The organism is Lelliottia jeotgali (assembly GCF_977070485.1).
In genome coordinates, this window is record NZ_CDRVFO010000014.1 from 125769 (window position 1) to 149209 (window position 23441).

Below are 23441 nucleotides of genomic sequence, written 5' to 3' on the forward strand. Positions count from 1 at the left end.
TGCAGAGTGTAGCGCCGTTCAGTGCTCAATGGCCAAAAATGACTTGGGGCCGCTTCGCGCCCCATCGCCGGCAAGCCGGCCCCCACAAGGATCGCAGAGGACCTGTGGGAGCCGGCTTGCCGGCGATGGGCTGCGAAGCAGCCCCAATCATTGCTTGAACGATCTAACCGCTTACTTGCGCTTCATCGACAGGAAGAACTCGTCGTTGGTCTTGGTCTGCTTGAGCTTGTCGACCAAAAACTCGATGGCGGCGATCTCGTCCATCGGGTGCAGCAACTTGCGCAGGATCCACATGCGCTGCAGTTCGTCGTCGGCGGTCAGCAGCTCTTCACGGCGGGTGCCCGAGCGGTTGATGTTGATGGCCGGGAACACACGCTTCTCGGCGATGCGACGGTCCAGGGGCAGTTCCATGTTGCCGGTACCCTTGAACTCTTCGTAGATCACTTCGTCCATCTTCGAGCCGGTTTCTACCAGCGCGGTGGCGATGATGGTCAGCGAACCGCCTTCCTCGATGTTACGCGCAGCACCGAAGAAACGCTTCGGCTTCTCTAGGGCGTGGGCATCGACACCACCGGTCAGCACCTTGCCGGAGCTCGGGATCACGGTGTTGTAGGCACGCGCCAGACGGGTGATGGAGTCGAGCAGAATGACCACGTCCTTCTTGTGCTCGACCAGGCGCTTGGCCTTCTCGATGACCATTTCGGCGACCTGCACGTGGCGGGTTGGCGGCTCGTCGAAGGTCGAGGCAACCACTTCACCGCGCACGGTGCGCTGCATTTCGGTCACTTCTTCCGGGCGCTCGTCGATCAGCAGAACGATCAGGTGGCACTCGGGGTTGTTACGGGTGATGTTGGCTGCGATGTTCTGCAGCATGATCGTTTTACCCGCTTTCGGCGGGGCGACGATCAGGCCACGCTGGCCCTTGCCGATCGGTGCGCACAGGTCGATGACGCGGCCGGTCAGGTCTTCGGTGGAACCGTTACCGGCTTCCATCTTCAGGCGCTTGTTCGGGAACAGCGGCGTCAGGTTTTCGAAGAGGATCTTGTTCTTCGCGTTTTCCGGGCGATCGAAGTTGATCGTGTCGACCTTGAGCAGCGCGAAGTAACGCTCCCCTTCCTTCGGCGGGCGGATCTTGCCGACGATGGTATCGCCGGTACGCAGGTTGAAGCGGCGGATCTGGCTGGGCGAGACGTAGATGTCGTCAGGGCCGGCCAGATAGGACGCATCAGCCGAACGCAGGAAACCGAAACCATCCTGGAGAATCTCCAGCACGCCGTCACCTGAGATCTCTTCGCCGCTTTTCGCGTGCTTCTTCAGCAGGGCGAAAATCACGTCCTGTTTGCGCGAACGGGCCATGTTTTCGATGCCCATCTGTTCGGCCATTTCCAGCAGATCGGTAATCGGCTTTTGCTTGAGTTCAGTCAGGTTCATAAGGGGAATGACGTAATCATGTATGAAGGGAGGATTAAGCTTCTGGCTTAATGAAGCCGCGCCGCTAGAAGGCGATAGGATCGCGCACAGATTCTAATTAGGAGTGCGTCGGCGACGGCGTGCAGGGGGCACTGGAGAAACAGTGCGAGGCCGAATGTAACACTTGCTTTTTTCGACGTCTAGTGGGTTGGAAAAGAAAAGCCCCGGAATTTCCGGGGCTTTTTCACATCACAGGTGGGCGTCGAGGAACGCGGCCAGCTGGGATTTGGACAGGGCGCCGACCTTGGTGGCCTCGACGTTGCCGTTCTTGAACAGCATCAGCGTCGGGATGCCACGCACGCCGTGCTTGGCCGGGGTTTCCTGGTTGTCGTCGATGTTCAGCTTGGCGACGGTCAGTTTACCCTCGTAGGTGGTGGCGATGTCGTCCAGAACTGGAGCGATCATCTTGCATGGGCCGCACCATTCAGCCCAGTAGTCGACCAGCACCGGGCCTTGGGCTTGCAGGACTTCGGCCTCAAAGGTGGCGTCGGTGACGTGTTTGATAAGATCGCTGCTCATGGATATCTCCAGGGTCGTAAGCAAAAAACGTGGCCCATCATAGCCGCACCCACGCGCTACAGGAAGTCGCGGACGATTGAGTGTCACTATAGTTGTGCAAGACGCCACGAATCGAAACTGTCACAGAAGTGTCATAGCATCGACTGGCACATTGCCCTGCATCAAGCCCTGGCGAGTCGCGCGTTGGCGGCAGCCTGCTAACGTGGCACGATTGCCGGGTTACCGACCGAGACTACTCAGATCATGCCGCACACCTTAGCGAAGAACCTGTCCCTGATTGCCGCCATCGACCTGGGCTCCAACAGTTTCCACATGGTCGTGGCCAAGGCTCACCATACCGAAATCCGCATTCTGGAGCGGCTCGGGGAAAAGGTTCAGCTCGCCGCTGGCATCGACGAAGCACGCATGCTCAGCGAAGAAGCCATGGTCCGGGGCCTGGAATGCCTGAAGCGCTTTGCCCAGCTGATAAACGGCATGCCTGCGGGGGCCGTGCGTATCGTTGGCACCAACGCCTTGCGCGAGGCGCGCAACCGCAACGAATTCATCCAGCGTGCCGAAGCGATCCTCGGCCACCCCGTGGAAGTGATCTCCGGCCGCGAAGAAGCGCGCCTGATCTACCTGGGCGTGTCCCATACCCTGGCCGATACCCCCGGCAAACGCCTGGTCGCCGATATCGGCGGCGGCAGCACCGAGTTCATCATCGGCCAGCGCTTTGAGCCGCTGCTGCGTGAAAGCCTGCAGATGGGCTGCGTCAGCTTCACCCAGCGCTATTTCCGCGATGGCAAGATCACCCCGGCCCGCTACGCCCAGGCCTACACCGCCGCGCGCCTGGAGCTGATGAGCATCGAGAATGCCCTGCACCGCCTGACCTGGGATGAAGCGATTGGCTCCTCCGGGACCATCCGCGCCATCGGCGCCGCCATCAAGGCCGCTGGCCTGGGCAATGGCGAGGTCAACGCCGAGGGGCTGGCGTGGGTTAAACGCAAGCTGTTCAAGCTGGGCGAGGCCGACAAGATCGACTTCGACGGGGTAAAACCCGACCGCCGCGCCATCTTCCCGGCCGGCATGGCGATTCTCGAGGCGATCTTCGACGCGCTGGAACTGCAACGCATGGACCATTGCGATGGCGCGCTGCGTGAAGGTGTGCTGTTCGACCTGCTTGGCCGCCACCACCACGAGGACGTGCGCGAACGCACGTTGAACTCGCTGATGGAGCGCTACCACGTCGACCAGGGCCAGGCTGCGCGCGTCGAGCGCAAAGCGCTGCACGCCTTTGACCAAGTGGCCAAGGCATGGGGCCTTGAAGAGGGTAACTGGCGCGATCTACTGGGTTGGGCAGCCAAAATTCACGAAATTGGCTTGGACATTGCCCACTACCACTACCACAAGCACGGTGCCTACCTGATCGAGCACTCCGACCTGTCGGGCTTCTCGCGTGAAGACCAGCAGATGATGGCGCTGCTGGTACGTGGCCACCGCCGCAACATCCCCAAGGACAAGTTCGCCGAACTGGGCGATGAAGGCGTGAAACTGCTGCGTCTGTGCGTACTGCTGCGCTTCGCCATTCTGTTCCACCACATCCGTGGCACCCAACAGATGCCGAAGGTGCAACTGCAGGCCTCAGACAATAGCCTCGACGTGGCCTTCCCGGCCGGCTGGCTGGAGCAGAATCAGCTGACCCAGGCCGACTTCGCCAATGAGGCGGAGTGGCTGGCCCGGGTCAACTTCGTCCTCAGCGTACGTTAAGTACCGGGTTGCTCAGGCGCTCCAGCAGGGTCGCCTGGGCACTGCGCGGGTTCTGGTTGCCCGTCGGGCTGCTGCGCACATAGCGCCCGTCGGGCTGCAGCGTCCAGGCATGGGTGTTGTCGGTCAGGTAGCCTTCCAGCTCCTTCTTCACCCGCAGCAACAGCTTCTTGCCTTCCACCGGGAAGCAGGTCTCGACACGCTTGTCGAGGTTACGCTCCATCCAGTCGGCGCTGGACAGGTAGATCTGCTCTTCGCCGCCGTTGAGGAAGTAGAAAACCCGGGTATGCTCCAGGAAGCGGCCGATGATCGAGCGCACCTGAATATTGTGCGAAACCCCCGGGATGCCTGGGCGCAAGCAGCACATGCCACGCACCACCAGGTCGATCTTCACGCCCGACTGGCTGGCCTTGTACAGGGCCTTGATAACCTTGGCATCGGTCAGCGAGTTGAACTTGGCGATGATGTGCGCAGGTTTGCCTTCGAGGGCGAACTGGGTTTCCCGGGCAATCATGTCGAGCATGCCCTTTTTCAGGGTGAACGGCGCGTGCAGCAGTTTTTTCATGCGCAAGGTCTTGCCCATGCCGATCAACTGGCTGAACAGCTTGCCGACGTCCTCGGTGAGGGCATCGTCGGAGGTCAGCAGGCTGTAGTCGGTGTACAGGCGAGCATTACCGGCGTGGTAGTTACCGGTGCCCAGGTGGGCGTAGCGGACGATCTCACCCTGCTCGCGGCGCAGGATCAGCATCATCTTGGCATGGGTCTTGAAGCCCACCACGCCGTAGATCACCACGGCGCCGGCGGCCTGCAGGCGGCTGGCCATCTGCAGGTTGGACTCTTCGTCAAAGCGCGCACGCAACTCGATCACCGCGGTGACCTCCTTGCCGTTTCGTGCGGCATCCACCAGCGCATCGACAATTTCCGAGTTGGCGCCGGAGCGGTACAGCGTCTGACGAACGGCGAGCACGTGCGGGTCCTTGGCTGCCTGGCGCAGCAGGTCGACCACGGGTGTGAAGGACTCGAACGGGTGCATCAGCAGGATGTCCTGCTTGCTGATGACACTGAAGATGTTGTCGGCATTGACCAACAGCTTGGGGATCGCCGGGGTGAACGGTGTGTACTGCAGCTCCGGGTGGCTGTCCAGGCCGGTGATGCTGAACAGGCGGGTCAGGTTGACCGGGCCGTTGACCTGGTACAACTCGCTCTCGCTCAGGCTGAATTGCTTGAGCAGGTAGTCGGACAGGTGCTTGGGGCAGGTGTCGGCCACTTCCAGGCGCACGGCATCACCGTATCGGCGCGAGAACAGCTCACCGCGCAGGGCGCGCGCCAGGTCGTCGACTTCTTCCGAATCCAGCGCCAGGTCGGCGTTACGGGTCAGGCGGAACTGATAGCACCCCTTGACCTTCATGCCCTGGAACAGGTCGTCGGCATGGGCGTGGATCATCGAGGACAGGAACACGTAGTTGTCCCCAGGGCCACCGACCTCTTCCGGTACACGGATGACCCGCGGCAGCAGACGCGGTGCCGGGATGATCGCCAGGCCCGAATCACGACCGAAGGCATCGACCCCTTCGAGTTCTACGATGAAGTTAAGGCTCTTGTTCACCAGCAACGGGAACGGGTGCGTCGGGTCAAGGCCGATCGGGGTGATGATCGGCGCAATCTCGTCACGGAAGTAGCGGCGCACCCAGGTCTTGAGCTTGGGCGTCCAGTAACGGCGGCGGATGAAGCGGATCGCGTGCTTTTCCAGTTCCGGCAGCAACACATCATTGAGGATCGCGTACTGGCGATCAACTTCGGTGTGCACCAGCTCGCTGATGCGCGCCAGCGCCTGATGCGGCTGCAGGCCGTCGGCACCGGCCTGTTCACGAGCAAAGTTGATCTGCTTCTTCAGGCCCGCCACGCGGATCTCGAAGAACTCATCGAGGTTGCTGGAGAAGATCAGCAGGAACTTCAGGCGCTCGAGCAGCGGGTAGGACTCATCCAGCGCCTGCTCCAGCACGCGGATGTTGAACTGCAGCTGCGACAGCTCGCGATGAATGTACAGGCTGCTGTCGTCCAGGCTCGGGATGGCGATGGCCGGCGCGGGGGCAGCATGCACGGGCGCGGGGGGTGCGGCCTCTACTGCAGGCTCCGGGGCCTCTGGCAGATCCGGCGGGGTCTGCACCATCTCTTCGGGGACCGCCTGAGCGTCCTTGATCGCGACAGGGGTTAGCACTTCATTATTCATCTGGCGTTCCTGGAGGACGTTAACGCCCTATCATCAATTGAGCGGGACGATAAGCGGCCATTATGACGTCTGTGTTACATCTATAGGCAAGCCCGCGACTTGTGGCTGAAGCCATTGTCCTTGTACGAATTGTTCACGTCGAGACACATCTGGACACTTTCACGAACGCGCGTGAAGGGGTAGGCTGCGCGTTCATTTCGCCAGCACCTCAGAAAATGCTTCAACAATTCCTGCAGGATTTCGGCTATTTTGCCCTTTTTCTAGGCACCTTCTTTGAAGGCGAGACCATCCTGGTGCTTGCAGGATTCCTTGCGTTCCGCGGGTACATGGACATCAGCCTGGTGGTGATCGTGGCATTCTTCGGCAGCTATGCCGGCGACCAGCTGTGGTACTTCATGGGCCGCCGCCACGGGCGCAAGATCCTGGCGCGCAAGCCGCGCTGGCAGGCCATGGGCGACCGGGCGCTGGAACATATCCGCCGCCACCCCGACATCTGGGTACTGAGCTTCCGCTTCGTCTATGGCCTGCGCACGGTCATGCCCGTGGCTATCGGCCTGTCCGGCTACCCACCCCGCCGTTATCTGCTGCTCAACGGCATCGGCGCAGCCGTCTGGGCCTTGGCCCTGGGCGCAGCCGCGTACCACTTCGGCGCCATTCTCGAAGGCATGCTGGGCAACGTGAAGAAGTACGAGCTATGGGTGCTCGGTGGCCTGCTGCTGCTCGGCGCCCTGCTGTGGCTGCGGCGGCGTTTTCGCACCTTGCGCGCCGAGCGCAAGGCCGCGGCACAGGCCCAGGCCGCCGAGGCTGAGCAGGCTGTAAAGCGCGAGCAGGGCCCAGACCAAGGGCGTGACAACCCCTAAGCCCAGAGCGCCAGCCAGATACAGCGCAGGCACATTCAACAACAGGCGCGCCAGCTCCAGGCGCCCTGCCCACGGCCGATTTTCCAGGGCCGCGCCCAAGGCAAACAACCCCAGCGCCATCACCGACCAGCCCAGCACCAGGGCCGCCGTCGGCACCTGCTCTGCGACACCCATCAGGTAGCTGCCCAATGCCACGTAAACGGCGAACTGCAGCACCACATAAACCTGCTGCGCCCGCCCCAGGGCAACCTCGAACTTACGGAACAGCGCCAGGTTCTGCTTGGCCTGTGGATAACGGGCGGCCACATCCGCCGGCCGCCAGCCAGTGGGCATGAACCAGATACGCAGTTTGTCCCACAGGCTATCGGTGCGGCGGGCATCGTCCCAGAGCTGGGCATAGAACTGCAGGTTGGCCCACAACGGGTTCCAGCTGGCCAGCGGCGTGGTTACGCCAAACACCACGGGCTCGGCCGGGTATTCTTCCTTGAAGGTGCCAAACAGACGGTCCCAAAGAATGAACACACCGCCGTAGTTGCGATCCAAGTAAACAGGATTTTGCGCATGGTGGACGCGATGGTTGGACGGTGTAATCAGTATCCATTCGAGCCAGCCCAACTTGGGAATGTGCCGGGTGTGCACCCAGAACTGGTACAGCAGGTTGAGCGACGCCACTGTAATGAACACCCATGGCGACACGCCGATCAGCGCCAGCGGCAGGTAGAACATCCACGAAAAGAGGAAGCCGCTACTGGTCTGGCGCAACGCGGTGGTGAGGTTGTACTCCTCGCTCTGGTGATGCACCGAATGGGCTGCCCACAGCACATTGCGCTCATGCCCCAAGCGGTGCAGCCAGTAATAGCAGAAGTCGTACAGCACGAACGCCAGCAACCAGACCCAGACGGCGTGGTCCGGCAGGTGCAGCAGCGCCAAATGTTCCCACGCCAGTGCATAGGTCACCAGCCCTACCCCCTTGGTCAGCAACCCGGTACTGGTGGACAGCACGCCGGTGCTCAGGCTGTTGATCGAATCGGCCACCGTGAAATTACGCTGGCCGCGCACACGGTCGGCGACCAGTTCAACCGCGATCAGCACGAAAAAGAACGGTACGGCCAGCAGAATCAGGTCCATGGACAGCTGCCTCGAAGGGTATCCACACAGATTAGGATGCACCCATGGCAACCCCTATGGCCACATCTGCCAAACTAGAGGACATTTAGCGCCTCGACACTGGAGTAATGAGCATGACGAAAAAAGTAGCGGTGATTCTTTCCGGCTGTGGCGTCTACGATGGCGCCGAAATCCATGAAAGCGTGATCACCCTGCTGCGCCTCGACCAGCGCGGCGCACAGGTGCAGTGCTTCGCGCCGAACATCGCGCAGATGCATGTGATCAACCACCTCACCGGTGAGCAGATGCCTGAGTCGCGCAATGTACTGGTGGAATCGGCGCGCATCGCCCGCGGCGAGGTCAAGGACATCAGCGAGGCCAGGGCCGAGGACTTCGACGCGCTGATCGTGCCGGGTGGTTTCGGGGCAGCGAAGAACCTGTCCGACTTTGCCATCGAAGGTAGCGAGTGCACGGTCAACCCGCAGGTACTGGCCTTGGCCGAGGCCTTTGCCGAAGCTTGCAAGCCGGTTGGCCTGATGTGCATTTCACCGGCACTGGCGGCCAAGATCTATGGCCCTGGCGTGGTTTGCACCATCGGGAACGATGCCGATACTGCTGCTGCGGTGACCAAGATGGGTGGCACCCATGAAGAGTGCGATGTGCATGACATCGTTGAGGACACCCAGCGCAAGCTGGTGACCACGCCGGCGTACATGGTGGCCAAGTCGATCAGCGAGGCGGCTGGCGGCATTTACAAGCTGGTGGATCGCGTGCTGGAAATGACCCACGAGGCTGACTGATCAGCCCTTGGCCAAGCGGGCCAGAATACGGTCCAGCGCATTGGCGAACGCCTGCTTTTCGCGTTCGCCATAAGGCCCCTGCCCTCCGCCGGCCTGGCCCTGCTCGCGCAACTCGGTAAACAGGTTGCGCACTGCCAGCCGGTCGCCCATGTTGCGCTCGTCGAATTCACGGCCACGCGGGTCCAGCGCCGCTACCCCCTTCTTGATCAGGCGGTCGGCCAGCGGCACGTCGCTGCAGATGACCAGCTCACCTGGCACGGCGTGCTCGACCAGGTAATCATCGGCGGCATCCATGCCGCTGGGTACCACGATCAGCCGCACAACGGCGAAGCCCGGTTTGGCCACGGCCTGCCCGGCCACCATTACCACCTCGAGCTTGCGCTTGAGGGCGAATTTGACGATCAGGTCCTTGGCTGCCTTGGGGCAGGCGTCGGCGTCGATCCATATGCGCATTGCGTTTTTCCTCTTGAAGCAGGAAGGGCTTTGCCCGATGCCGTTCAGTTGAGCGATTTGGGGCCGCTTTGCGGCCCCGAAACGGCCATGTTACTCGTCCCGGCGAAAGAAACACGCAATGGCACATCTATTTCAATGGCCACGTGGAGTGCGCAGAGCAAGCAGCAGTAACGCCGCTCGCTACCTGCCATGACCTGCAAGGCCTCAGTGAACCTTGTTCATCCCCCGCTCCAGATCATCGATCAATGCCTTGGCCATCTCGCTGAGAATCCGCGCCGCGCTGCCAGCGATGCGGTCGTTTTCCATTTCCGCTTCGGTGGTGAGGTGGCGGATGCAGCCGAGCAGTACGGAAAGCTGCGAGAACGCATGATCGAACGGGACATCAGGCCTGAGGCTGAACAGGTCGAAGGTTTCTACGCCTGCCGTTGATGCTTGGTTAAGGCCCTTGCTCATTGTGACGCTCCTAGCGGGCTGTCGAGAAGAAGCAGGGCGGATGGAGGTGGGTCTGGGACGAGCTTTTTCATGGCGGATCTCCGTATGTTGGGCTGACCTGCCTTCCTCCTCGTCTCACGGATTTGGGTGGCAGTCGTGCACGGGGTGAGACCCGGGACATACGGTAACCCCGGCCAGACCGAAGCCTGCCCGCGCACGACCGCCATGGAGCGGCGCTACCGAATGTGAACCGGGTGTCTCACGCCCGATCGCCTTGTGAAGCGACCCGAGGACATTATTCCCGGAGCGCTTGCCAGCCAAGACGGCACCTTCCGATAGGCGTCGTAGGATAAGTCGCCAGAGTGAAAGAACTGAAGCATTTGGTTTCAGGTTCGGAAATGTCTTACGGCTTTGCGACTGCTGCGAGGGCTTCGCCATCGATCGCCGGCAAGCCGACTCCCACAATTACCCCGCTGCTCTCAAGCTCAGCGCAAACCCAGTGGCAGCCGGCTTGCTGGCGATTGGCCGCCCCGCGGAAACAGCAGGTACCAATTGCGTCCAACCTGATAAAACCGTCGCTACTAGCCTCATAGGCAAACCATAGGAGGCAGGGAACATGGATCGTCCCCATTCAAATCAGCTAAGGCTTGGCCGGTTCTCCGAAAGGAAGCGGTTGTACCTTCTCACCAGCACCACATTGCACAGGGCCCCTGTACTGGGTGAGTTTCACTCGGCCCGCTTGTTGGTCAGCCAGCTGCGCGAGGCCGAGGCAGAAGGTGCGGCGCGGTCTCTAGCCTGGGTTGTAATGCCTGATCATTTCCACTGGTTGATCGAGCTGGGGCCGGTGAGCCTGAAAACGTTGATGCGCCGAGTGAAGTCGCGCAGCACCTGTGCCATCAACCGCCATCTCGGGCGATATGGGCGGCTTTGGCAGAAGAGCTTTCATGACAGGGCGTTGCGGCGAGAAGAGGATTTGCAGGCTGTGGCGCGGTATATCGTCTTGAATCCTAAGCGGGCAGGGTTGGTTGAGCGGGCGGGGGATTATCCGCATTGGGATGCAATTTGGGTTTGACTGGCAGGGCCCTATCGCCGGCAAGCCGGCTCCCACACCAACCGCGTCAACTTTTAGAAATTGGGTAAGACAGTTGCACCTACAGGTACAGCGCAGCGCTCAAGAGCTGCGCGGTACCTGTGGGTCCCGGCTTGCCGGCGATTGGGCCTCAAGGCTTGGCGGTGTCCTTCCACCCGCCGCCCAACGCCAGGAACACACCGATCTGCCCCATCGCCACCTGGCTATTGGCCGCCGCCAGCTGCGCGCGCATGTCCGTGTAGGTCCGCGTCGCCTGCAAGTCCGCCAGGAATGACTCACGCCCCGCCTGGTAATAGCGGTGCGTCTGGTCCGCCGCTTCTTTCGCCGATTTCTCCGCCTCGGCCAGCGCATCACGCCGGTCGAGCAAGGCGCTGTACTGGGCCAGGCGGGTCTGGGTTTCGCGAATGGCGTTGAGCACCACGCCGTCGAAATGCGCCAGCGCCGCCTGGGTCGAAGCCTCAGCCATGCGAATGCGGGCACGGGTGCCGTTGGTGGGGATGCTCCAGCTGATCTGCGGGCCGAAGCCCCAGCGGTTGGTCGCAGGCTCCCCCAGGTTCTCGAGAATACCGATGGTACCGACCTGGGCACCGATGCTGATGTCGGGATACAGGGCGCCCGTGGCCACGCCGATATTCGCTGTAGACGCCGCCAACTGGCGTTCGGCCTGGCGCACGTCAGGGCGGCGCTTGAGCAGCGCGGCGCCATCACCGACCGGCAACAGCTGGTTCAGATGTGGCAGCTCGGCACAATCGGCAGTGCCGGCAGGCAGTTGCTCCACAGGTTTGGCCAGCAGCGCGGCCAAGGTATACAGGCCGGTTTCCCGCTCGGCCTTGAAGCGCGGCAACTCTGCGCGCAGCGATTTGAACTGGGTCTGCGAGCGAGTGACCTGGGTTTCGTCACCCCGGCCAGCATCACGCAGGCGCTGGTTGAGCTGCACGCTCTGCTGCTGCAAGCCGAGCGACTCGCGGGCGATGTGGTATTCCTCGTTGGCCGAACACACCTGGGTGTAGGCCTTGACTACATCGGCCACCAACGTGATGCGGGCGGTATCGGCAGCGGCCTGCACAGCGTCGGCATTGGCCTTGGCCGCTTCGGTGCCGCGCTTGAAGGTACCCCACAGGTCAAACTGGTAGGAAGCGCTGATGATCGCCTCGCCGATGTTGGCCACTGGCACCTTCTCGGTCAGCAGAAAAGCCTCGCCAGACTCCTGCAACCGCTGGGCTCCGGCTTTGATCCCACCATTGAATCCACCCTGGGACTGGGCTACCTCGACCTGCGCACGGGCCTTGGCAATGTTGGCCGCAGCCACGCGCAGTTCGGTGTTGGCACTCAACGCCTGGCGCACCAGCTCATTCAGGCGTTGATCCTGATACAGCTGCCACCAGTCCTCGGGTACCGGCGCCGACACGACGCTGGCGGCATCCTGGCGCAGCGGCCCATTGAGGTCGCTGCGCTGCACTGCCGCGTCCTTGGGCACTTCGTAGTCCGGGCCTACCATCATGCAGGCACCAAGAGACAGGCAAAAGCCAGCCAGGATCAGCTGTTTCATGGGCGCGGGCCCTCGATGATCGACACCGTGGCGGTACGCCCGGCGATCATGCGGAAGTCTTGCGGCACTTCATCGAAAGCGATGCGCACCGGGATCCGCTGGGCCAGGCGCACCCAGCTGAACGCCGGGTTGACGTTGGGCAGCAGATTGCTGCCGCTGCTGCGGTCGCGGTCCTCGATACCGGCGGCAAAGCTCTGCACATGGCCACGCAGGCGAGTGTTGTCGCCCATTACGCGGATGTCCACGGCATCGCCAATATGGATGCCGCCCAATTTGGTCTCTTCAAAGTAGCCGTCGACGTGATACGAAGCACTGTCGACGACCGAAAGCACGGGGCGGCCAGCCGTGACGAATTCGTGGTTACGCGGCGCGCGGTCGTTGAGGTAGCCGTCCACCGGGCTGCGCACCACCGAACGGTCCAGGTTCAGCTGGGCGGTGTCGACCGCCACTTGGGCCTCGCTCACCGCCGATCGGGCACGGGCCTCGCGGGACTGGCTTTCTTCCAGTTGCTCGGCCGCCACCAGGTTGCCCAGTTTGCGGTTGCGCTGCGCTTCGCGAGAGGCCTGGGCCAGGGTTTCCTGGCGTTCGCCAAGGGTCGCCTTGGCCTGGCGCAGCGCCAGGGTGAAGCGGTCCTGGTCGATGGTGAACAGCACGTCGCCGCGCTTGACGGTCTGGTTGTCACGCACTTCGACTTTCTGAATCAACCCGGAAACATCCGGGGCGATCTGGATCACGTCGGCGCGGATGTGGCCGTCGCGGGTCCAGGGGGCGAACATGTAGTACACCACCATCTGCCACACGAGCACGGCGGCGAAGGTCACTACCAGCAAGGTCAGGACCACACGGCCCAGGGTCAGCAAAGGTTTTTTCATGGCAGCATCAGGCTTCGGCAAAAATGGTCCACCGCGCCAAGCAGCACGGCATACAAAGCAACGTTGAACAACGCCCGGTGCCAGACCAGGCGGTAGAAGTGCAGGCGCACCAGCACCGCGTGCACCCCGAGAAACAGCAGGTAGGTGCAGACCATCATCACCAGCAGCGTGGGCAGGAACACCCCGCTGATATCCAGTTCACCGATCACAGGGGCGCTCCGTCGAGCCCGGGGGGCAGTTGCGGTTGTTCGGCAGGCTCGAGCATCACCTCGACACCCGGCAGCAATGCCAGGCGCAGGCCGCTCAGGGCATGCAGCAGGTGCGTGCGGGCATCGCCGCGCTCGTACAGTTCATCCAGGTTCAGCGCCAGGCGAGCCCGCTCCATGTTGCGCAGCAGCGCCGCAGGGGCATGCAGGCGCTGACCGGCGCGCAAGCAGGCAGCGTAGTGGCCGCCCACTTCCTCGATCACCGTTTGCAGGCGCTCGCGGGCCTGGGTGCCTGCACGCGGCAGATAGGCCAGCAGGTCGAGCAGGTTCAGGCCCACGCGCAGATCGCGCAGGGCTGCGCCACTGTCCTGGCCGGTCTGCGACAGGCGCGGCAGGTGCTGCATCAGGCGGTCGAGCATCTGCACGCCGAGTTGGCGACGTTCGGCCAGGGTCGCCGGTGCAGTCATCTCGACGATGTCCCGCCAGGCGAAGCGGGTCATGCGTTTGGCGGCCAGTTCCACACCGAACGGGCGCATCACCAGGGTCCAGATGAATGCGAACAGAAGCCCTGCAGGGCCTGCCAGGTTGGAGTTGAGGAAGGTGAAGAAATCGGCGTCGTAGGCGCCCTGGATACTAATGAAGGTCGAGGTGTTGACGATGGTCAGCAAGGTGCCCAAGTAGAAGCGTGGCTGCACGGTCAGGGTGCCGACGCAGATGAACGGCACCGCGAAGGCCAGCACCAGCATCGGGAAATCGTGCAGGTTGGGCAGCACCAGGAACAGGTACAGGCTGGAGAAGATGACCGACATCAGGGTCCAGAAAAAGAACCGGTAGATCTGCGGTGCCGGGTCGTCCATGGCGGCGAAGAAGCTGCACGACACGGCGGCGAGGATCACTGCGCTGGCGCCGTCGTTCCAGCCCAGGCCGATCCACAGGCCGCAGGCGACGATGATTGCCAGCACGGTGGAAACCACCGAATAGAGCATCAAGCCACGGTCGAAGAACGGCGTCAGGCGGCCCAGGCGCCAGTGGCGGTAGACCGCACGCCAGGGCTTGGCGTCATCCGTGCGCAAGGCGTGCTGCAAGGTACAGCAGTCCTGCCACAGGTCGGCCCATTCGGTCAGCCGGTAAAGCGCATTGGACAGCAACAATTCGGCGCGCTGGTCGAGCGCGGCGGCGCCGGGCTGCAGGCGGTCGATCTGTTCGTGCAGGGCAGTCCAGCGTGCTACCGAGGCGCTTTGTGCTGTACCCTCGAGCCATTCGCGGGCGGCGGCGAGCACTGGTTGCAGCTGGGCGAACTGCGCCGGGGCGCGGCCTTCGAGCGCCACCAGGGCGTCGTCAAGGGCGTCGATCACCGGCAGCAGATGGATCATTCGCCCGCGCAGCTCGCGGGCGTTCTTCAAGGTATGCGGGCCTGCACCCTCGTGGCCGAGCTGGCCAATCATCAACTCCAGCGAGTTGAAGGTGGCAACCATGGCACCACGCATGCCACCCACTTTGTCCGCAGCAACATCACGGGCGAGGTAGGTATCGCTGTAGCGGATCGCTTCACTGAACCAGCTTCCGGTCGCGCCAACCACCACGGGCGCCAGGCGTCGTGGCCAGAAAATCGCGCCGACCACGGCTGCGCAGACAATCCCCAGGCAGATCTCCTGGGCACGTGAAGAAGCAACGTCGAACACTGCCAACGGGTTGTCGACCACCGCCAAGGCGATCATTGGCAGCGTATAGCCGGCCAGCATCAGCACGTAGTTGTTCGCGGTGCGCAGGTTCAGCGAGAGGTACAGCAATGTGCCGGTCCACAGGGCGATCGCGACGGTCAGCAGCAAAGGCGACTGCACCAGCGGCGGCACCAGGAAAATTGCCCCGCCAGCGCCGAGCAGCGTGCCAAGGGCGCGATACAGGGCCTTGGAGCTGGTAGGCCCAACGAATGGGCTGGAAACGATGTAGACGGTTGCCATCGCCCAGTAGGGGCGCGGCAGCTGCATCAGCAGTGCGATGTACAGCGCGATCATCGACGCGGCAAAGGTACGCACACCATAGAACCAGTCGCGGGCCGGCGGTACCGAACTGAAGAAACCGTTCATGCCACCCCGCCAGTGCTTCCAAGGCCTGCTGCCTCGAAGGCGCGGAGCACGCGCAAGGCGGCATGCAGGTCGGCCTCATCGATGCCCTGCAGCACTTCGTGGCGGACGCGCACCAGTTCGGCTTCGATGGCTTCGGCCAAGGCACGGCCCTCGGCTGTCAGGCTCAGAGCCTTGGCGCGGCGGTCCAGCGGATCCTCGCTACGGCATACCAGCCCGGCCCTGCACAGCTGGTCAAGCAGGCGCACAAGCGACGGGCTTTCCAGGCCAGCGGCCTGAGCCACGGCTACCTGGTGCACGCCATCGCCCAGGCGCACGATCATCAGCAAGGGTGCGGCGCAGGCTTCGGAAATGCCGTAGCTGGTCAGGGCCGTATGGCAAATGCGCCGCCAATGGCGGGCGGCAACGACCATGCCGGTGCTGACTTGCAGGCGCAGTGAGTCAAGCGTCATGTAAAGAACCAAGGATATTCATAGTTTGCTAACTATCAATATACGCCTGGCCCTCCCCCTGTCGTCAACCGGGGGCGACGGGGGGAGTACATGAATTGTTGTTCATTGAGGCTGAACCTGGTCCTCCAACTTCATCGCCAGCGCCAACGTACTACCCATCTGCACTGCCCGATCCCGCCAATCCAGATAGCGCGCCGCATCGCAACGGCTGAAATGCACTGCCAGCTCCTCGGCCGCCTGCATGACCCCGGTCGCTGCCGCCAGCTCCAACCAGTACAGCCCGGCCTTGATATCAGCGTCCACACTCAGGCCATGCAACAAACGGTAGCCCACCTCGAAGCGGCAACGCACCTCGCCCCGTTCGGCACCACGAAGAAACCATTGGTAAGCCTGAGCCAGATCGACCTGCCAGCCCAGTTGCGCATCGCAGACTTCTTCCTCGTACAAATCGCCGAGTGCGGCAGCTGCATCGAGCATGCCCCGGTCAAAAGCATGGCGATAACACTCTGCGGCCTGGACGTAGGAAACCTCCACACCCTTGCCGAAGTAGTGCTGCTGCCCCAGGTTGAACCAGGCCGCGGCATTGCCCTGCATGGCCGCCATGCGCAGCAGGTGGCCGGCCAGCACGGTGTCGGCACGCCAGTACTTGCCATTGAGCCAGACCCAGCCCAGGTCATTGAGCGCCGCCACATGGCCGGCCAGCGCTTGATGGCGCAGGTCGGTATACACCGCTTGCAAGTCCGCCGCTTCGTCCAGGCGGTTGACCAGCAGCGCCCGCTGGCTGGGCAACCCAACCCCGGCGAACAGCCGCTGTCGCCTGCCAGCGGGGGTCGGCGCGGGAATGACCTGCTCAGGCAGAAGACGGGCGAGCAGCGAGTGGATATTGCTGACAGCTGACATGTTCATCCTCATTGAACGACCCACAGGCCTTACTGCGGCTGTGATGAGGCGTGATTCTGCGCGACGTCACGTCAAAACCTGTCGCGAACGATTCGGCGCCAGGCAACCAATTGGCGGTTCCTTGATCTGAACGGATCGTGGCTAATTGCCATGACCCACTAATGCCGCCATCCTGATGCGGCAAGCCTAGACAAGGACGTTACCTTTTGCCGTTCGCCACCACCCGCGCCACCCTCAGCCGTCAGTGGGCGCTGCTGCGCCAGCTACCCAGCCGTTCCCCGGGCATTACCAGCGCAGAACTGGTGTGGCGCCTGCGCGATGTGGGTTTCACCGTCAGCAAACGCACGGTGGAACGCGACCTCAATGAGCTGTCGTTGATCTTCCCGCTGGAGCGCAACGATAAGAGCATTCCGTTCGGCTGGCACTGGTCGGCGAATGCCTTGGGCGAGCTGCGCGGGAATTTCGACCTGCAGGGATATTTGCGCGGTGAGGCGCTGCAGCCGATCCAAGGTGAAGGGGTCGAGATGCAGGCCTGGGTCAGCGACTCATTGGCCCGGCAATTGCGCGAGGCCCCCTTAAGCGTGGACATGCAGTTGACGGCACTGGACCAGGGGCATCGACTGCGGGCCACGGTGGAAGATGGTGGGCCATTGCGCTGGTGGGTACTTAGTCAGGGAGCAGACATGGTAATCGAGCAGCCAAGCGAGTTGCGCGCAGAGATTGCCAAGACCCTGGTTGATGCCGCAGCACAGTATTCGAACTAGCTCCTCCACCTACTCTAGGCATAACCCCCTAGTGTTCAGCTAAAGTTTGCTGGAAAGCTGCGGCGCCAATAGGAAGTCAAAGAGACCAGCCAAAGAATCTCATCATGCCATTAAAAGCAAAAAACAAAGAAGTGGACAGTACAAGCCCGCCCCACGAAACCAACAACTTATATTTAATGCGCTTTGGAAAGTGGAGAATTTCCGAGGCGTCCGCCACACCCTTTACCACAAAAATCTTTGGAATCATCAGCATGTTCGCAGCCAAGCAGGTACGTAATACTTTTCCAATCAAGCCCGCAGACGAAAAGTTTGACCTGTTATCCTGTACATAGCTGCACCTTGATAAACTGGACTCGATGACATCTATGTAGCGGCGAGCCAAATAAGTCATAAGACCCACACTAATTATCATCCAGACTAACAGAAGTGTCGCTAGCAAGACCGCCATATCAGACTTCATTCATGTACCCGTTCATAGATTATCTCTCCAACCCTGCCTAACAGCTCTTTTCCAAAATCGCCTCCATACTTGCCACCTATTGCACCTCCGAACACAACACACGAAGCACCGGCAGCACCGGCAGTGGGGACACTAAGCGCCACGCATATAGTACCCGCAATAGCACCACCCACAAATCCTCCAGCCGCGCTTCCAGCTATAGTGCCCGCCAAACCACCTGTCTCTACATACTTGGCCTTTCTGCATTCTTCCTCGCGACCAGTGGTGCATGCCTTATGAATAGACATCCCTGTCCCAGCCACTTCCAGTGCAACACCGATATATGCCCCTTTCTTGATCAGATTCGCAGCTTTCGCCACGCCTGCTACCTTCTCGGCGTACCGAGAAATCTCCCCAGTACTCAGATAACTTTTGGTAGAAAGCTGCAGCATCCGCTTGATCGATCCCTGATTTCGTAGACCAGAACCATAGGCGGCGGTCTTTCCAAGCTGTTCATTTAACGTGCTGAACAGCGCCGCACGTTTTGCGTAGAACTCTTCCCGTGCCCTGAGCGCACCTCCACTCATATGCACGCGGTGCAGTTGCTCGATCTGTTCCAGCGTCTTCTTGATCGCCTCCAGATGCCTGGCCCAGCCATCGCTTGCTGCCCCTACCCCCATCGACGCATGGGCCAGCAGATTCTGCAGCATCTCGAAGTTATCCAGCATGAACCTATCGACACCACCGCCATTGAACACGATGTCATGGTGGATGCCTGCCGCCTTGCCCATGAGAAAGGCTTCATGGCTCGTGCAAGAGGGTGTACTGGGATCACCGACGATCACCAGTTCGCCGGCAAAGACGACCGAATTGAAGATATGAGCATTCAGCACATCGAACTTGGCCTGCTGGTTGGCGTTCATCGGCGTTCCGTTCTTCAGGGTCGCATAATTCTGCGCCTGGGGATTTATAAAGCTGAGTACCTCGGACATGATCGATCCTCACGAAAACTTCTTGTTGGCAATCCGGTCCCAGCCTCCGGTCAAATTGCCGCCGCCATGGCCGTCGGCGCGTTGCTGCCGGGTGTACGTGGCCTTGATACGGCCGTAGTCGAGCTGAATGATTTCAGTCGGTACGCCGCCGTGGGCGCTGTGTGCATAGTCGGCGATGATCACTTCTTCGAGCACCACTTCGTAGTATTTAAGCTTGTCACCACCGGCACGGCAGACCACCAGCCTGACCTCCTTCAGGTGCTGCCCGGCGCAACTGGCCTCCAGTAGTTTGCAGCTGGCGTTGTCGAGGTACTTGGTGAAGGTGAGGTTGCTCAGAGTGGTGCGCCCGGAAGTAGCGCCGCCTGCGGAACTTGCAGTGGCGGAGGCGCTTTGGCTGGTGCCGAACGTATAGCCGAGTATCTCGATCCAGTTGCGGTATTGCTCGTCCTTCGCTTCGCCAGCGATTTCAGCGATTTGAATGTAAGCATCGAAAGCCATGGATACTGTTCCTTGTAACCGAATGAGCGAAACAGGCTAGGCGCGCGGAAAGGCAGTCGCAACATTTCTCTGGAGATCGAGACCAAACACAGAAATTTCCTACAGTTTTCTGATAATTTTGTTTGCGAATGTATGAGGGCTTTTCAGGGTCATGACCGCACGCTAGCTGTCCGGCAATAGGGCCCCCACAGGCCATACCGTTAGCGCTGCATCCCCCAGCGCCGCACGGTCACCCGTTCCAGGGTATTGAACACCAACCCCTCGACCAGCAAACCGATCAGGATCACCACCGCCAACCCGGCAAACACTTTGTCGGTATACAGCTCGTTGCGGTTCTGGAAGATGTACCAACCCAGCCCGCCCTTGCCGCTGCTCGCGCCGAACACCAGCTCGGCGGCGATCAGCGTGCGCCAGGCAAATGCCCAGCCGATCTTCAGCCCCGACAGGATCGACGGCAGTGCCGCGGGTACCAGGATGTGCAGCACCAGCCGCAGCCCTTTGAGGCCATAGTTGCGCCCAGCCATGCGCAAGGTTTCAGAAACGCCAAGAAAACCCGCGTAGGTATTCAGCGCCAGCGCCCAAAGCACCGAGTGCACCAGCACGAAGATCAGGCTGTTGTCGCCCAGCCCGAACCACAGCAGGGCCAGCGGCAGCAGGGCAATCGCGGGCAGCGGGTTGAACATTGAGGTCAACGTACCCAACAAGTCGCGGCCCAGCTGGGTGGAAACCGCCAGGCTGGTCAGGCCGAAAGCCAGCACGATGCCCAGCACGTACCCCTTGAGCAGGATCACCAGCGACACGCCGACCTTGGCCGGCAGCTCACCGCTGCGCAGGCCGTCCCACAGCGCCGCGGCAGTCTGCAAAAAGCTCGGCAGCAGCAGATCATTGCCCTGGTAGCGGGCAATGGCCTCCCACAATGCTGCGATCACCACGAGGATCACCGCCTTGCGTAACCAGCCTTGCTGCCACAGGCGCTGGGCCAGCGGCAGGTTGCGTTCCAGAGGCACACTGAGCAGCGGCTCCAGCTGCACCTCGTATTCCTGACGTACAGGGGTAGTGGTCATGGCTCAAGCTCCTGTCAGTAGGCAATGCGGATGTCGTTGAAGCCCAGGTATTCTGCCTGCTCGGGGGTATCGACCTCGTCGAACAACAGCCGATGGATGCGCCGGGCGCTGGCCTGGAAGTCACTGGCGCCGAGGCTGCCGAGGTCGTACTGATGGCTGTGCACCTCGGCCCGTACCCGCCCCGGATGGGGTGACAGCAACAGGATGCGGTTACCCACTACCAGCGCCTCCTCGATGGAATGGGTGACGAACAGCAAGGTGAAGCGCACCTCCTCCCACAGCAGCAGCAACTCTTCCTGCATCTTGCGCCGGGTAAGCGCATCGAGTGCGGCGAACGGCTCGTCCATCAACAGGATCTTCGGTTGCGTGGCCAGTGCACGAGCAATTGCCACGCGCGCTTTCATGCCACCCGACAGGGTATGCGGATAAGCGTCGGCAAAAGCCGCCAGGCCAACCTTGTCCAGGTAATGCAACGCTCGGTCTTCGGCCTCGGCGCGCTTGAGCTGGCCAGAAACGAGCAGCGGGAACATGACGTTCTGCTTCACCGTCTTCCACGGCGGCAGCTGGTCAAACTCCTGGAACACCACGATGCGATCGGGGCCAGGGCCGTTGACCGGCTGGCCCTGCAGCAGGATCTGCCCTTGCTGTGGGCTGATGAACCCGGCTACGGCCTTGAGCAGCGTGGACTTGCCACACCCCGAGGGGCCCAGCAAGACAAAACGGTCGGCACGATCGACTTCGAAGCTGACCTGATGGGTGGCCCGCACCACGCGCTGCGCGGTACGGTATTCGAGGCTGAGGTTATCCACCTTGAGCAACGGCGGTGTAGCCACACGGCTAAGGTTGCTGGCCGTGTGGCCTGGCAATGGGGCGGTCATGGTCGGTCAGCTCCCCTGCAGTGGGCGTTCATCCTGGAAGAAGTAGTCCTTCCACGACTCAGGCTTGTGCTTGATGGCGCCTACCCGGTAGAGGAATTCGGCCAGCTTGTAGGTGTTCTTCGGCGTTACGGTGAACTCGTATTGGGGGTTGTCGATCAGCTTGATCAGCACATCGCGGTCAATCTTGGCCTTGGTGACGCGGATATAGGTATCGGCAGCCGCCGCCTTGTCCTTCTGGGCAAAGTCCGCAGCCTCAGCCAGGGCATCGACGAACGCCTTGTAGGTCTTGGGGTTGTCGTTGCGGAATTTCTCGGTGGCAAACAGCAGGGTCGGCGAGTTGGGGCCGAGCAGGTCATAGCTGTTGAGCACCACGTGCACGTCCTTGTTGGCCAGTGCCTGGTCCTGGAACGGCGGGTTGGAGAAGTGCCCGTTGAGCTCGGTGCCGCCAGCCAGCAACGCGGCGGTGGCATCTGGGTGCGGTACGGCCAGGGTGTACTTGTCGAGGCGGCTGTATTCCTTCTCGCCCCACTGCTGGGCAGCGGCGTACTGGAGGAAGCGCGATTGCACCGAGACGCCCACGGCCGGCACGGCAATGCGGTCCTTTTCGGAAATGTCGGCGATGGTCTTCACGTTCGGGTTGCTGCTGACCAGGTAGTACGGGAAGTTGCCCAGCGAAGCCACCGCCTTGACGTTCTGCCGGCCTTTGGTGCGGTCCCATACAGTCAGCAACGGCCCAACGCCAGCACCGGCGATGTCCACCGAGCCGGACAACAGCGCGTCGTTGATCGCAGCACCCCCGGATAGCTGGGCCCAGTCGACGTCGATGTCGATACCCTGCTCCTTGCCGTGCTTTTCAATCAGTTGCTGATCACGCACCACATTGAGCAGCAGATAGACAATGCCGAACTGCTCGGCAATGCGGATCTTGCCTTCGGCATGGGCCACCGTGGGGGCCGCAAGGCTGCCCACGACCAAGCTTGCACCCAGGCTGATACTTGCCGCCAGGCGGCTGATGGATTTGCGCATGATGGTTTCCTCAGTCGTCAGAACGGGGCATCGCCCTGGATGGTGGTGCGGAAAAGTTTGCGTCGCAGGTGCGCCGGGCAGCCTGTGGCGAGGTGGATCAGCGAGCGGTTGTCCCAGAACACCAGGTCGTGTGGCTGCCATTGGTGGCGGTAGATGTTCTGTTCGAGCACGCTCAGGGCATAAAGCTGCTGCAGCACGTCGCGGCTTTCATCATCCGGCAGGCCGACAATCCGGGTAGTGAACCCTTCGCTGACGAACAGTGCCTTGCGGCCGTTTTCCGGGTGGGTTCGCACCACCGGATGGACCACTTCCTGCACCTGTGCAAGCTGCTCGGCGCTAAGGGTCGGGCGCCAGTTGCCTTCGAACTTGGTCTCGGCATAACGGGCGGTGTAGGAGTGAGCGGCACTGCGGCCCTCGACCTGCTTGCGCAGCGCTTGGGGTACCGCGTCCCAGGCCTTGTGCATGTCGGCGAACAGGGTGTCGCCACCTTCGCTGGGCAACTCTTGGGCGTGCAGCATGGAGCCCAGGCTTGGGAGTTCCTTGTATGACAGGTCCGAATGCCAGAACTTGCCGGCATCGCCCAAGCCGATGTTGTGGCCGTTCTCGATGATGTTGGAGACGATCAGGATCTCGGGGTGGCCTTTGAGCAGAAACTGCTTTAGCACATGGATCTGCAGTTGGCCGAAGCGGCGGCTGAAGGCGATCTGCTGTTCAGGGCTGATGCGCTGGTCGCGCAGCACCAGTACATGGTGCTCGAGGTGGGCGCGATGAATAAGGCTGAAGTCCTCGGCGTTGACCGGTTTTGCCAGGTCCAGGCCGATGATCTCGGCGCCAACGGCACCCGAGAACGGGCGTATTTCAAAGGTTTGCGGCTGAGCGCTGTGGTTGGACGACAAGGCGTTCGAGACGGCGGACATTTTTCACTCCCACGCAGTGCGCGACTTCGATGACGCGCAACGATCAGAAACGCACGGGGTTTAGCCGTGTGGGTTCAAGTCGTGCGGCGCATCGAT

The 23441-nt window shown here is 61.6% G+C and carries 23 protein-coding genes and 1 pseudogene; 5 read left to right on the top strand and 19 right to left on the bottom strand.

The window, feature by feature from the left end; translation table 11 throughout:
* Positions 1 to 171: 171 nt before the first annotated feature.
* Both rho and trxA read right to left on the bottom strand, forming a co-directional pair.
* Positions 172 to 1431, bottom strand: coding sequence for a transcription termination factor Rho (gene rho, locus ACW4TB_RS20275; protein WP_003253661.1), 1260 nt, complete (start codon positions 1429 to 1431; stop codon positions 172 to 174).
* Between the two features lie 228 nt (positions 1432 to 1659).
* A complete protein-coding gene (gene trxA / locus ACW4TB_RS20280) occupies positions 1660 to 1989 on the bottom strand; it encodes a thioredoxin TrxA (protein WP_012316792.1) in 330 nt (109 codons plus the stop codon).
* A gap of 243 nt (positions 1990 to 2232) precedes the next feature.
* Between trxA and ppx the strand changes: the two genes are divergently transcribed.
* Positions 2233 to 3735: an exopolyphosphatase gene (ppx, locus tag ACW4TB_RS20285; RefSeq protein ID WP_254466837.1), complete on the top strand. Its 1503-nt coding sequence runs from the start codon at positions 2233 to 2235 to the stop codon at positions 3733 to 3735.
* Here the strand turns inward: ppx and ppk1 are convergent.
* Entirely contained in the window at positions 3722 to 5962 is a 2241-nt protein-coding gene (gene ppk1, locus ACW4TB_RS20290) for a polyphosphate kinase 1 (protein WP_012316794.1), read from the bottom strand. The genes ppx and ppk1 overlap by 14 nt on opposite strands.
* A 215-nt stretch (positions 5963 to 6177) precedes the next feature.
* On the opposite strand from ppk1, the gene ACW4TB_RS20295 reads away from it, so the two are divergent.
* The gene (locus tag ACW4TB_RS20295) at positions 6178 to 6822 is read left to right on the top strand and encodes a DedA family protein (RefSeq protein ID WP_012316795.1); all 645 of its coding nucleotides are present in this window, start codon (positions 6178 to 6180) and stop codon (positions 6820 to 6822) included.
* A 501-nt stretch (positions 6823 to 7323) separates the two neighbouring features.
* Here ACW4TB_RS20295 and ACW4TB_RS20300 read toward each other — a convergent pair.
* Positions 7324 to 7950: pseudogene (locus ACW4TB_RS20300) on the bottom strand (sterol desaturase family protein); the annotation flags it as partial.
* 113 nt (positions 7951 to 8063) lie between these two features.
* Here ACW4TB_RS20300 and elbB point away from each other — a divergent pair.
* The gene (gene elbB / locus ACW4TB_RS20305; protein WP_012316797.1) at positions 8064 to 8729 is read left to right on the top strand and encodes an isoprenoid biosynthesis glyoxalase ElbB; all 666 of its coding nucleotides are present in this window, start codon (positions 8064 to 8066) and stop codon (positions 8727 to 8729) included.
* On the opposite strand, the gene ACW4TB_RS20310 is transcribed toward elbB, so the two are convergent.
* Both ACW4TB_RS20310 and ACW4TB_RS20315 read right to left on the bottom strand, forming a co-directional pair.
* On the bottom strand, positions 8730 to 9182 hold the full coding sequence (locus tag ACW4TB_RS20310; protein ID WP_279933734.1) for a YaiI/YqxD family protein: 453 nt from the start codon (positions 9180 to 9182) through the stop codon (positions 8730 to 8732).
* Positions 9183 to 9386: 204 nt separating this feature from the next.
* On the bottom strand, positions 9387 to 9635 hold the full coding sequence (locus tag ACW4TB_RS20315; RefSeq protein ID WP_254466839.1) for a DUF3077 domain-containing protein: 249 nt from the start codon (positions 9633 to 9635) through the stop codon (positions 9387 to 9389).
* A 595-nt stretch (positions 9636 to 10230) separates the two neighbouring features.
* Between ACW4TB_RS20315 and ACW4TB_RS20320 the strand changes: the two genes are divergently transcribed.
* On the top strand, positions 10231 to 10686 hold the full coding sequence (locus ACW4TB_RS20320) for an REP-associated tyrosine transposase (RefSeq protein ID WP_279933735.1): 456 nt from the start codon (positions 10231 to 10233) through the stop codon (positions 10684 to 10686).
* A 148-nt stretch (positions 10687 to 10834) separates the two neighbouring features.
* On the opposite strand, the gene ACW4TB_RS20325 is transcribed toward ACW4TB_RS20320, so the two are convergent.
* The 6 genes from ACW4TB_RS20325 to ACW4TB_RS20350 form a co-directional block, all read right to left on the bottom strand.
* Positions 10835 to 12253 (bottom strand): efflux transporter outer membrane subunit, encoded by a 1419-nt coding sequence (locus ACW4TB_RS20325; protein WP_279933736.1) that lies wholly within the window; start codon positions 12251 to 12253, stop codon positions 10835 to 10837.
* On the bottom strand, positions 12250 to 13125 hold the full coding sequence (locus ACW4TB_RS20330) for an efflux RND transporter periplasmic adaptor subunit (protein ID WP_012316803.1): 876 nt from the start codon (positions 13123 to 13125) through the stop codon (positions 12250 to 12252). The genes ACW4TB_RS20325 and ACW4TB_RS20330 overlap by 4 nt, the downstream gene beginning before the upstream one ends.
* A complete protein-coding gene (locus ACW4TB_RS20335; RefSeq protein ID WP_008096887.1) occupies positions 13122 to 13334 on the bottom strand; it encodes a DUF1656 domain-containing protein in 213 nt (70 codons plus the stop codon). The genes ACW4TB_RS20330 and ACW4TB_RS20335 overlap by 4 nt, the downstream gene beginning before the upstream one ends.
* Positions 13331 to 15418 (bottom strand): FUSC family protein, encoded by a 2088-nt coding sequence (locus tag ACW4TB_RS20340; RefSeq protein ID WP_012316804.1) that lies wholly within the window; start codon positions 15416 to 15418, stop codon positions 13331 to 13333. Before ACW4TB_RS20340 ends, ACW4TB_RS20335 begins: the two co-directional genes overlap by 4 nt.
* Entirely contained in the window at positions 15415 to 15867 is a 453-nt protein-coding gene (locus ACW4TB_RS20345; RefSeq protein WP_012316805.1) for a MarR family winged helix-turn-helix transcriptional regulator, read from the bottom strand. The genes ACW4TB_RS20340 and ACW4TB_RS20345 overlap by 4 nt, the downstream gene beginning before the upstream one ends.
* A 102-nt stretch (positions 15868 to 15969) precedes the next feature.
* Entirely contained in the window at positions 15970 to 16767 is a 798-nt protein-coding gene (locus ACW4TB_RS20350) for a tetratricopeptide repeat protein (protein WP_012316806.1), read from the bottom strand.
* Between the two features lie 206 nt (positions 16768 to 16973).
* On the opposite strand from ACW4TB_RS20350, the gene ACW4TB_RS20355 reads away from it, so the two are divergent.
* Complete coding sequence (locus tag ACW4TB_RS20355) at positions 16974 to 17531, top strand: WYL domain-containing protein (protein ID WP_279933737.1); 558 nt, start codon at positions 16974 to 16976, stop codon at positions 17529 to 17531.
* Positions 17532 to 17607: 76 nt separating this feature from the next.
* Here the strand turns inward: ACW4TB_RS20355 and ACW4TB_RS20360 are convergent, their stop codons facing one another.
* The 7 genes from ACW4TB_RS20360 to ACW4TB_RS20390 form a co-directional block, all read right to left on the bottom strand.
* Positions 17608 to 17991: a hypothetical protein gene (locus tag ACW4TB_RS20360; protein WP_279933738.1), complete on the bottom strand. Its 384-nt coding sequence runs from the start codon at positions 17989 to 17991 to the stop codon at positions 17608 to 17610.
* Positions 17988 to 18962, bottom strand: a complete 975-nt coding sequence (locus ACW4TB_RS20365) for a hypothetical protein (protein ID WP_279933739.1) — start codon at positions 18960 to 18962, stop codon at positions 17988 to 17990. The genes ACW4TB_RS20360 and ACW4TB_RS20365 overlap by 4 nt, the downstream gene beginning before the upstream one ends.
* A 9-nt stretch (positions 18963 to 18971) precedes the next feature.
* Positions 18972 to 19460: an Hcp family type VI secretion system effector gene (locus ACW4TB_RS20370; RefSeq protein WP_161872794.1), complete on the bottom strand. Its 489-nt coding sequence runs from the start codon at positions 19458 to 19460 to the stop codon at positions 18972 to 18974.
* A gap of 200 nt (positions 19461 to 19660) precedes the next feature.
* A complete protein-coding gene (locus ACW4TB_RS20375; protein WP_012316808.1) occupies positions 19661 to 20524 on the bottom strand; it encodes an ABC transporter permease in 864 nt (287 codons plus the stop codon).
* A 14-nt stretch (positions 20525 to 20538) separates the two neighbouring features.
* On the bottom strand, positions 20539 to 21402 hold the full coding sequence (locus tag ACW4TB_RS20380) for an ABC transporter ATP-binding protein (RefSeq protein WP_012316809.1): 864 nt from the start codon (positions 21400 to 21402) through the stop codon (positions 20539 to 20541).
* A gap of 6 nt (positions 21403 to 21408) precedes the next feature.
* A complete protein-coding gene (locus ACW4TB_RS20385) occupies positions 21409 to 22428 on the bottom strand; it encodes an ABC transporter substrate-binding protein (RefSeq protein WP_279933740.1) in 1020 nt (339 codons plus the stop codon).
* Between the two features lie 17 nt (positions 22429 to 22445).
* On the bottom strand, positions 22446 to 23345 hold the full coding sequence (locus ACW4TB_RS20390; RefSeq protein ID WP_012316811.1) for a TauD/TfdA dioxygenase family protein: 900 nt from the start codon (positions 23343 to 23345) through the stop codon (positions 22446 to 22448).
* Positions 23346 to 23441 lie beyond the last annotated feature (96 nt).

Coding starts and splice junctions, on each gene's coding strand:
- ACW4TB_RS20345 (WP_012316805.1), bottom strand. CDS start 15,867: ATGACGCTTGACTCACTGCGCCTGCAAGTCAGCACCGGCATGGTCGTT.
- ACW4TB_RS20375 (WP_012316808.1), bottom strand. CDS start 20,524: ATGACCACTACCCCTGTACGTCAGGAATACGAGGTGCAGCTGGAGCCG.
- ACW4TB_RS20340 (WP_012316804.1), bottom strand. CDS start 15,418: ATGAACGGTTTCTTCAGTTCGGTACCGCCGGCCCGCGACTGGTTCTAT.
- ppk1 (WP_012316794.1), bottom strand. CDS start 5,962: ATGAATAATGAAGTGCTAACCCCTGTCGCGATCAAGGACGCTCAGGCG.
- rho (WP_003253661.1), bottom strand. CDS start 1,431: ATGAACCTGACTGAACTCAAGCAAAAGCCGATTACCGATCTGCTGGAA.
- ACW4TB_RS20390 (WP_012316811.1), bottom strand. CDS start 23,345: ATGTCCGCCGTCTCGAACGCCTTGTCGTCCAACCACAGCGCTCAGCCG.
- trxA (WP_012316792.1), bottom strand. CDS start 1,989: ATGAGCAGCGATCTTATCAAACACGTCACCGACGCCACCTTTGAGGCC.
- ACW4TB_RS20350 (WP_012316806.1), bottom strand. CDS start 16,767: ATGTCAGCTGTCAGCAATATCCACTCGCTGCTCGCCCGTCTTCTGCCT.
- ACW4TB_RS20365 (WP_279933739.1), bottom strand. CDS start 18,962: ATGTCCGAGGTACTCAGCTTTATAAATCCCCAGGCGCAGAATTATGCG.
- ACW4TB_RS20380 (WP_012316809.1), bottom strand. CDS start 21,402: ATGACCGCCCCATTGCCAGGCCACACGGCCAGCAACCTTAGCCGTGTG.
- ACW4TB_RS20360 (WP_279933738.1), bottom strand. CDS start 17,991: ATGAAGTCTGATATGGCGGTCTTGCTAGCGACACTTCTGTTAGTCTGG.
- ACW4TB_RS20320 (WP_279933735.1), top strand. CDS start 10,231: ATGGATCGTCCCCATTCAAATCAGCTAAGGCTTGGCCGGTTCTCCGAA.
- ACW4TB_RS20295 (WP_012316795.1), top strand. CDS start 6,178: ATGCTTCAACAATTCCTGCAGGATTTCGGCTATTTTGCCCTTTTTCTA.
- ACW4TB_RS20315 (WP_254466839.1), bottom strand. CDS start 9,635: ATGAGCAAGGGCCTTAACCAAGCATCAACGGCAGGCGTAGAAACCTTC.
- ACW4TB_RS20310 (WP_279933734.1), bottom strand. CDS start 9,182: ATGCGCATATGGATCGACGCCGACGCCTGCCCCAAGGCAGCCAAGGAC.
- ACW4TB_RS20330 (WP_012316803.1), bottom strand. CDS start 13,125: ATGAAAAAACCTTTGCTGACCCTGGGCCGTGTGGTCCTGACCTTGCTG.
- elbB (WP_012316797.1), top strand. CDS start 8,064: ATGACGAAAAAAGTAGCGGTGATTCTTTCCGGCTGTGGCGTCTACGAT.
- ACW4TB_RS20370 (WP_161872794.1), bottom strand. CDS start 19,460: ATGGCTTTCGATGCTTACATTCAAATCGCTGAAATCGCTGGCGAAGCG.
- ACW4TB_RS20325 (WP_279933736.1), bottom strand. CDS start 12,253: ATGAAACAGCTGATCCTGGCTGGCTTTTGCCTGTCTCTTGGTGCCTGC.
- ACW4TB_RS20385 (WP_279933740.1), bottom strand. CDS start 22,428: ATGCGCAAATCCATCAGCCGCCTGGCGGCAAGTATCAGCCTGGGTGCA.
- ppx (WP_254466837.1), top strand. CDS start 2,233: ATGCCGCACACCTTAGCGAAGAACCTGTCCCTGATTGCCGCCATCGAC.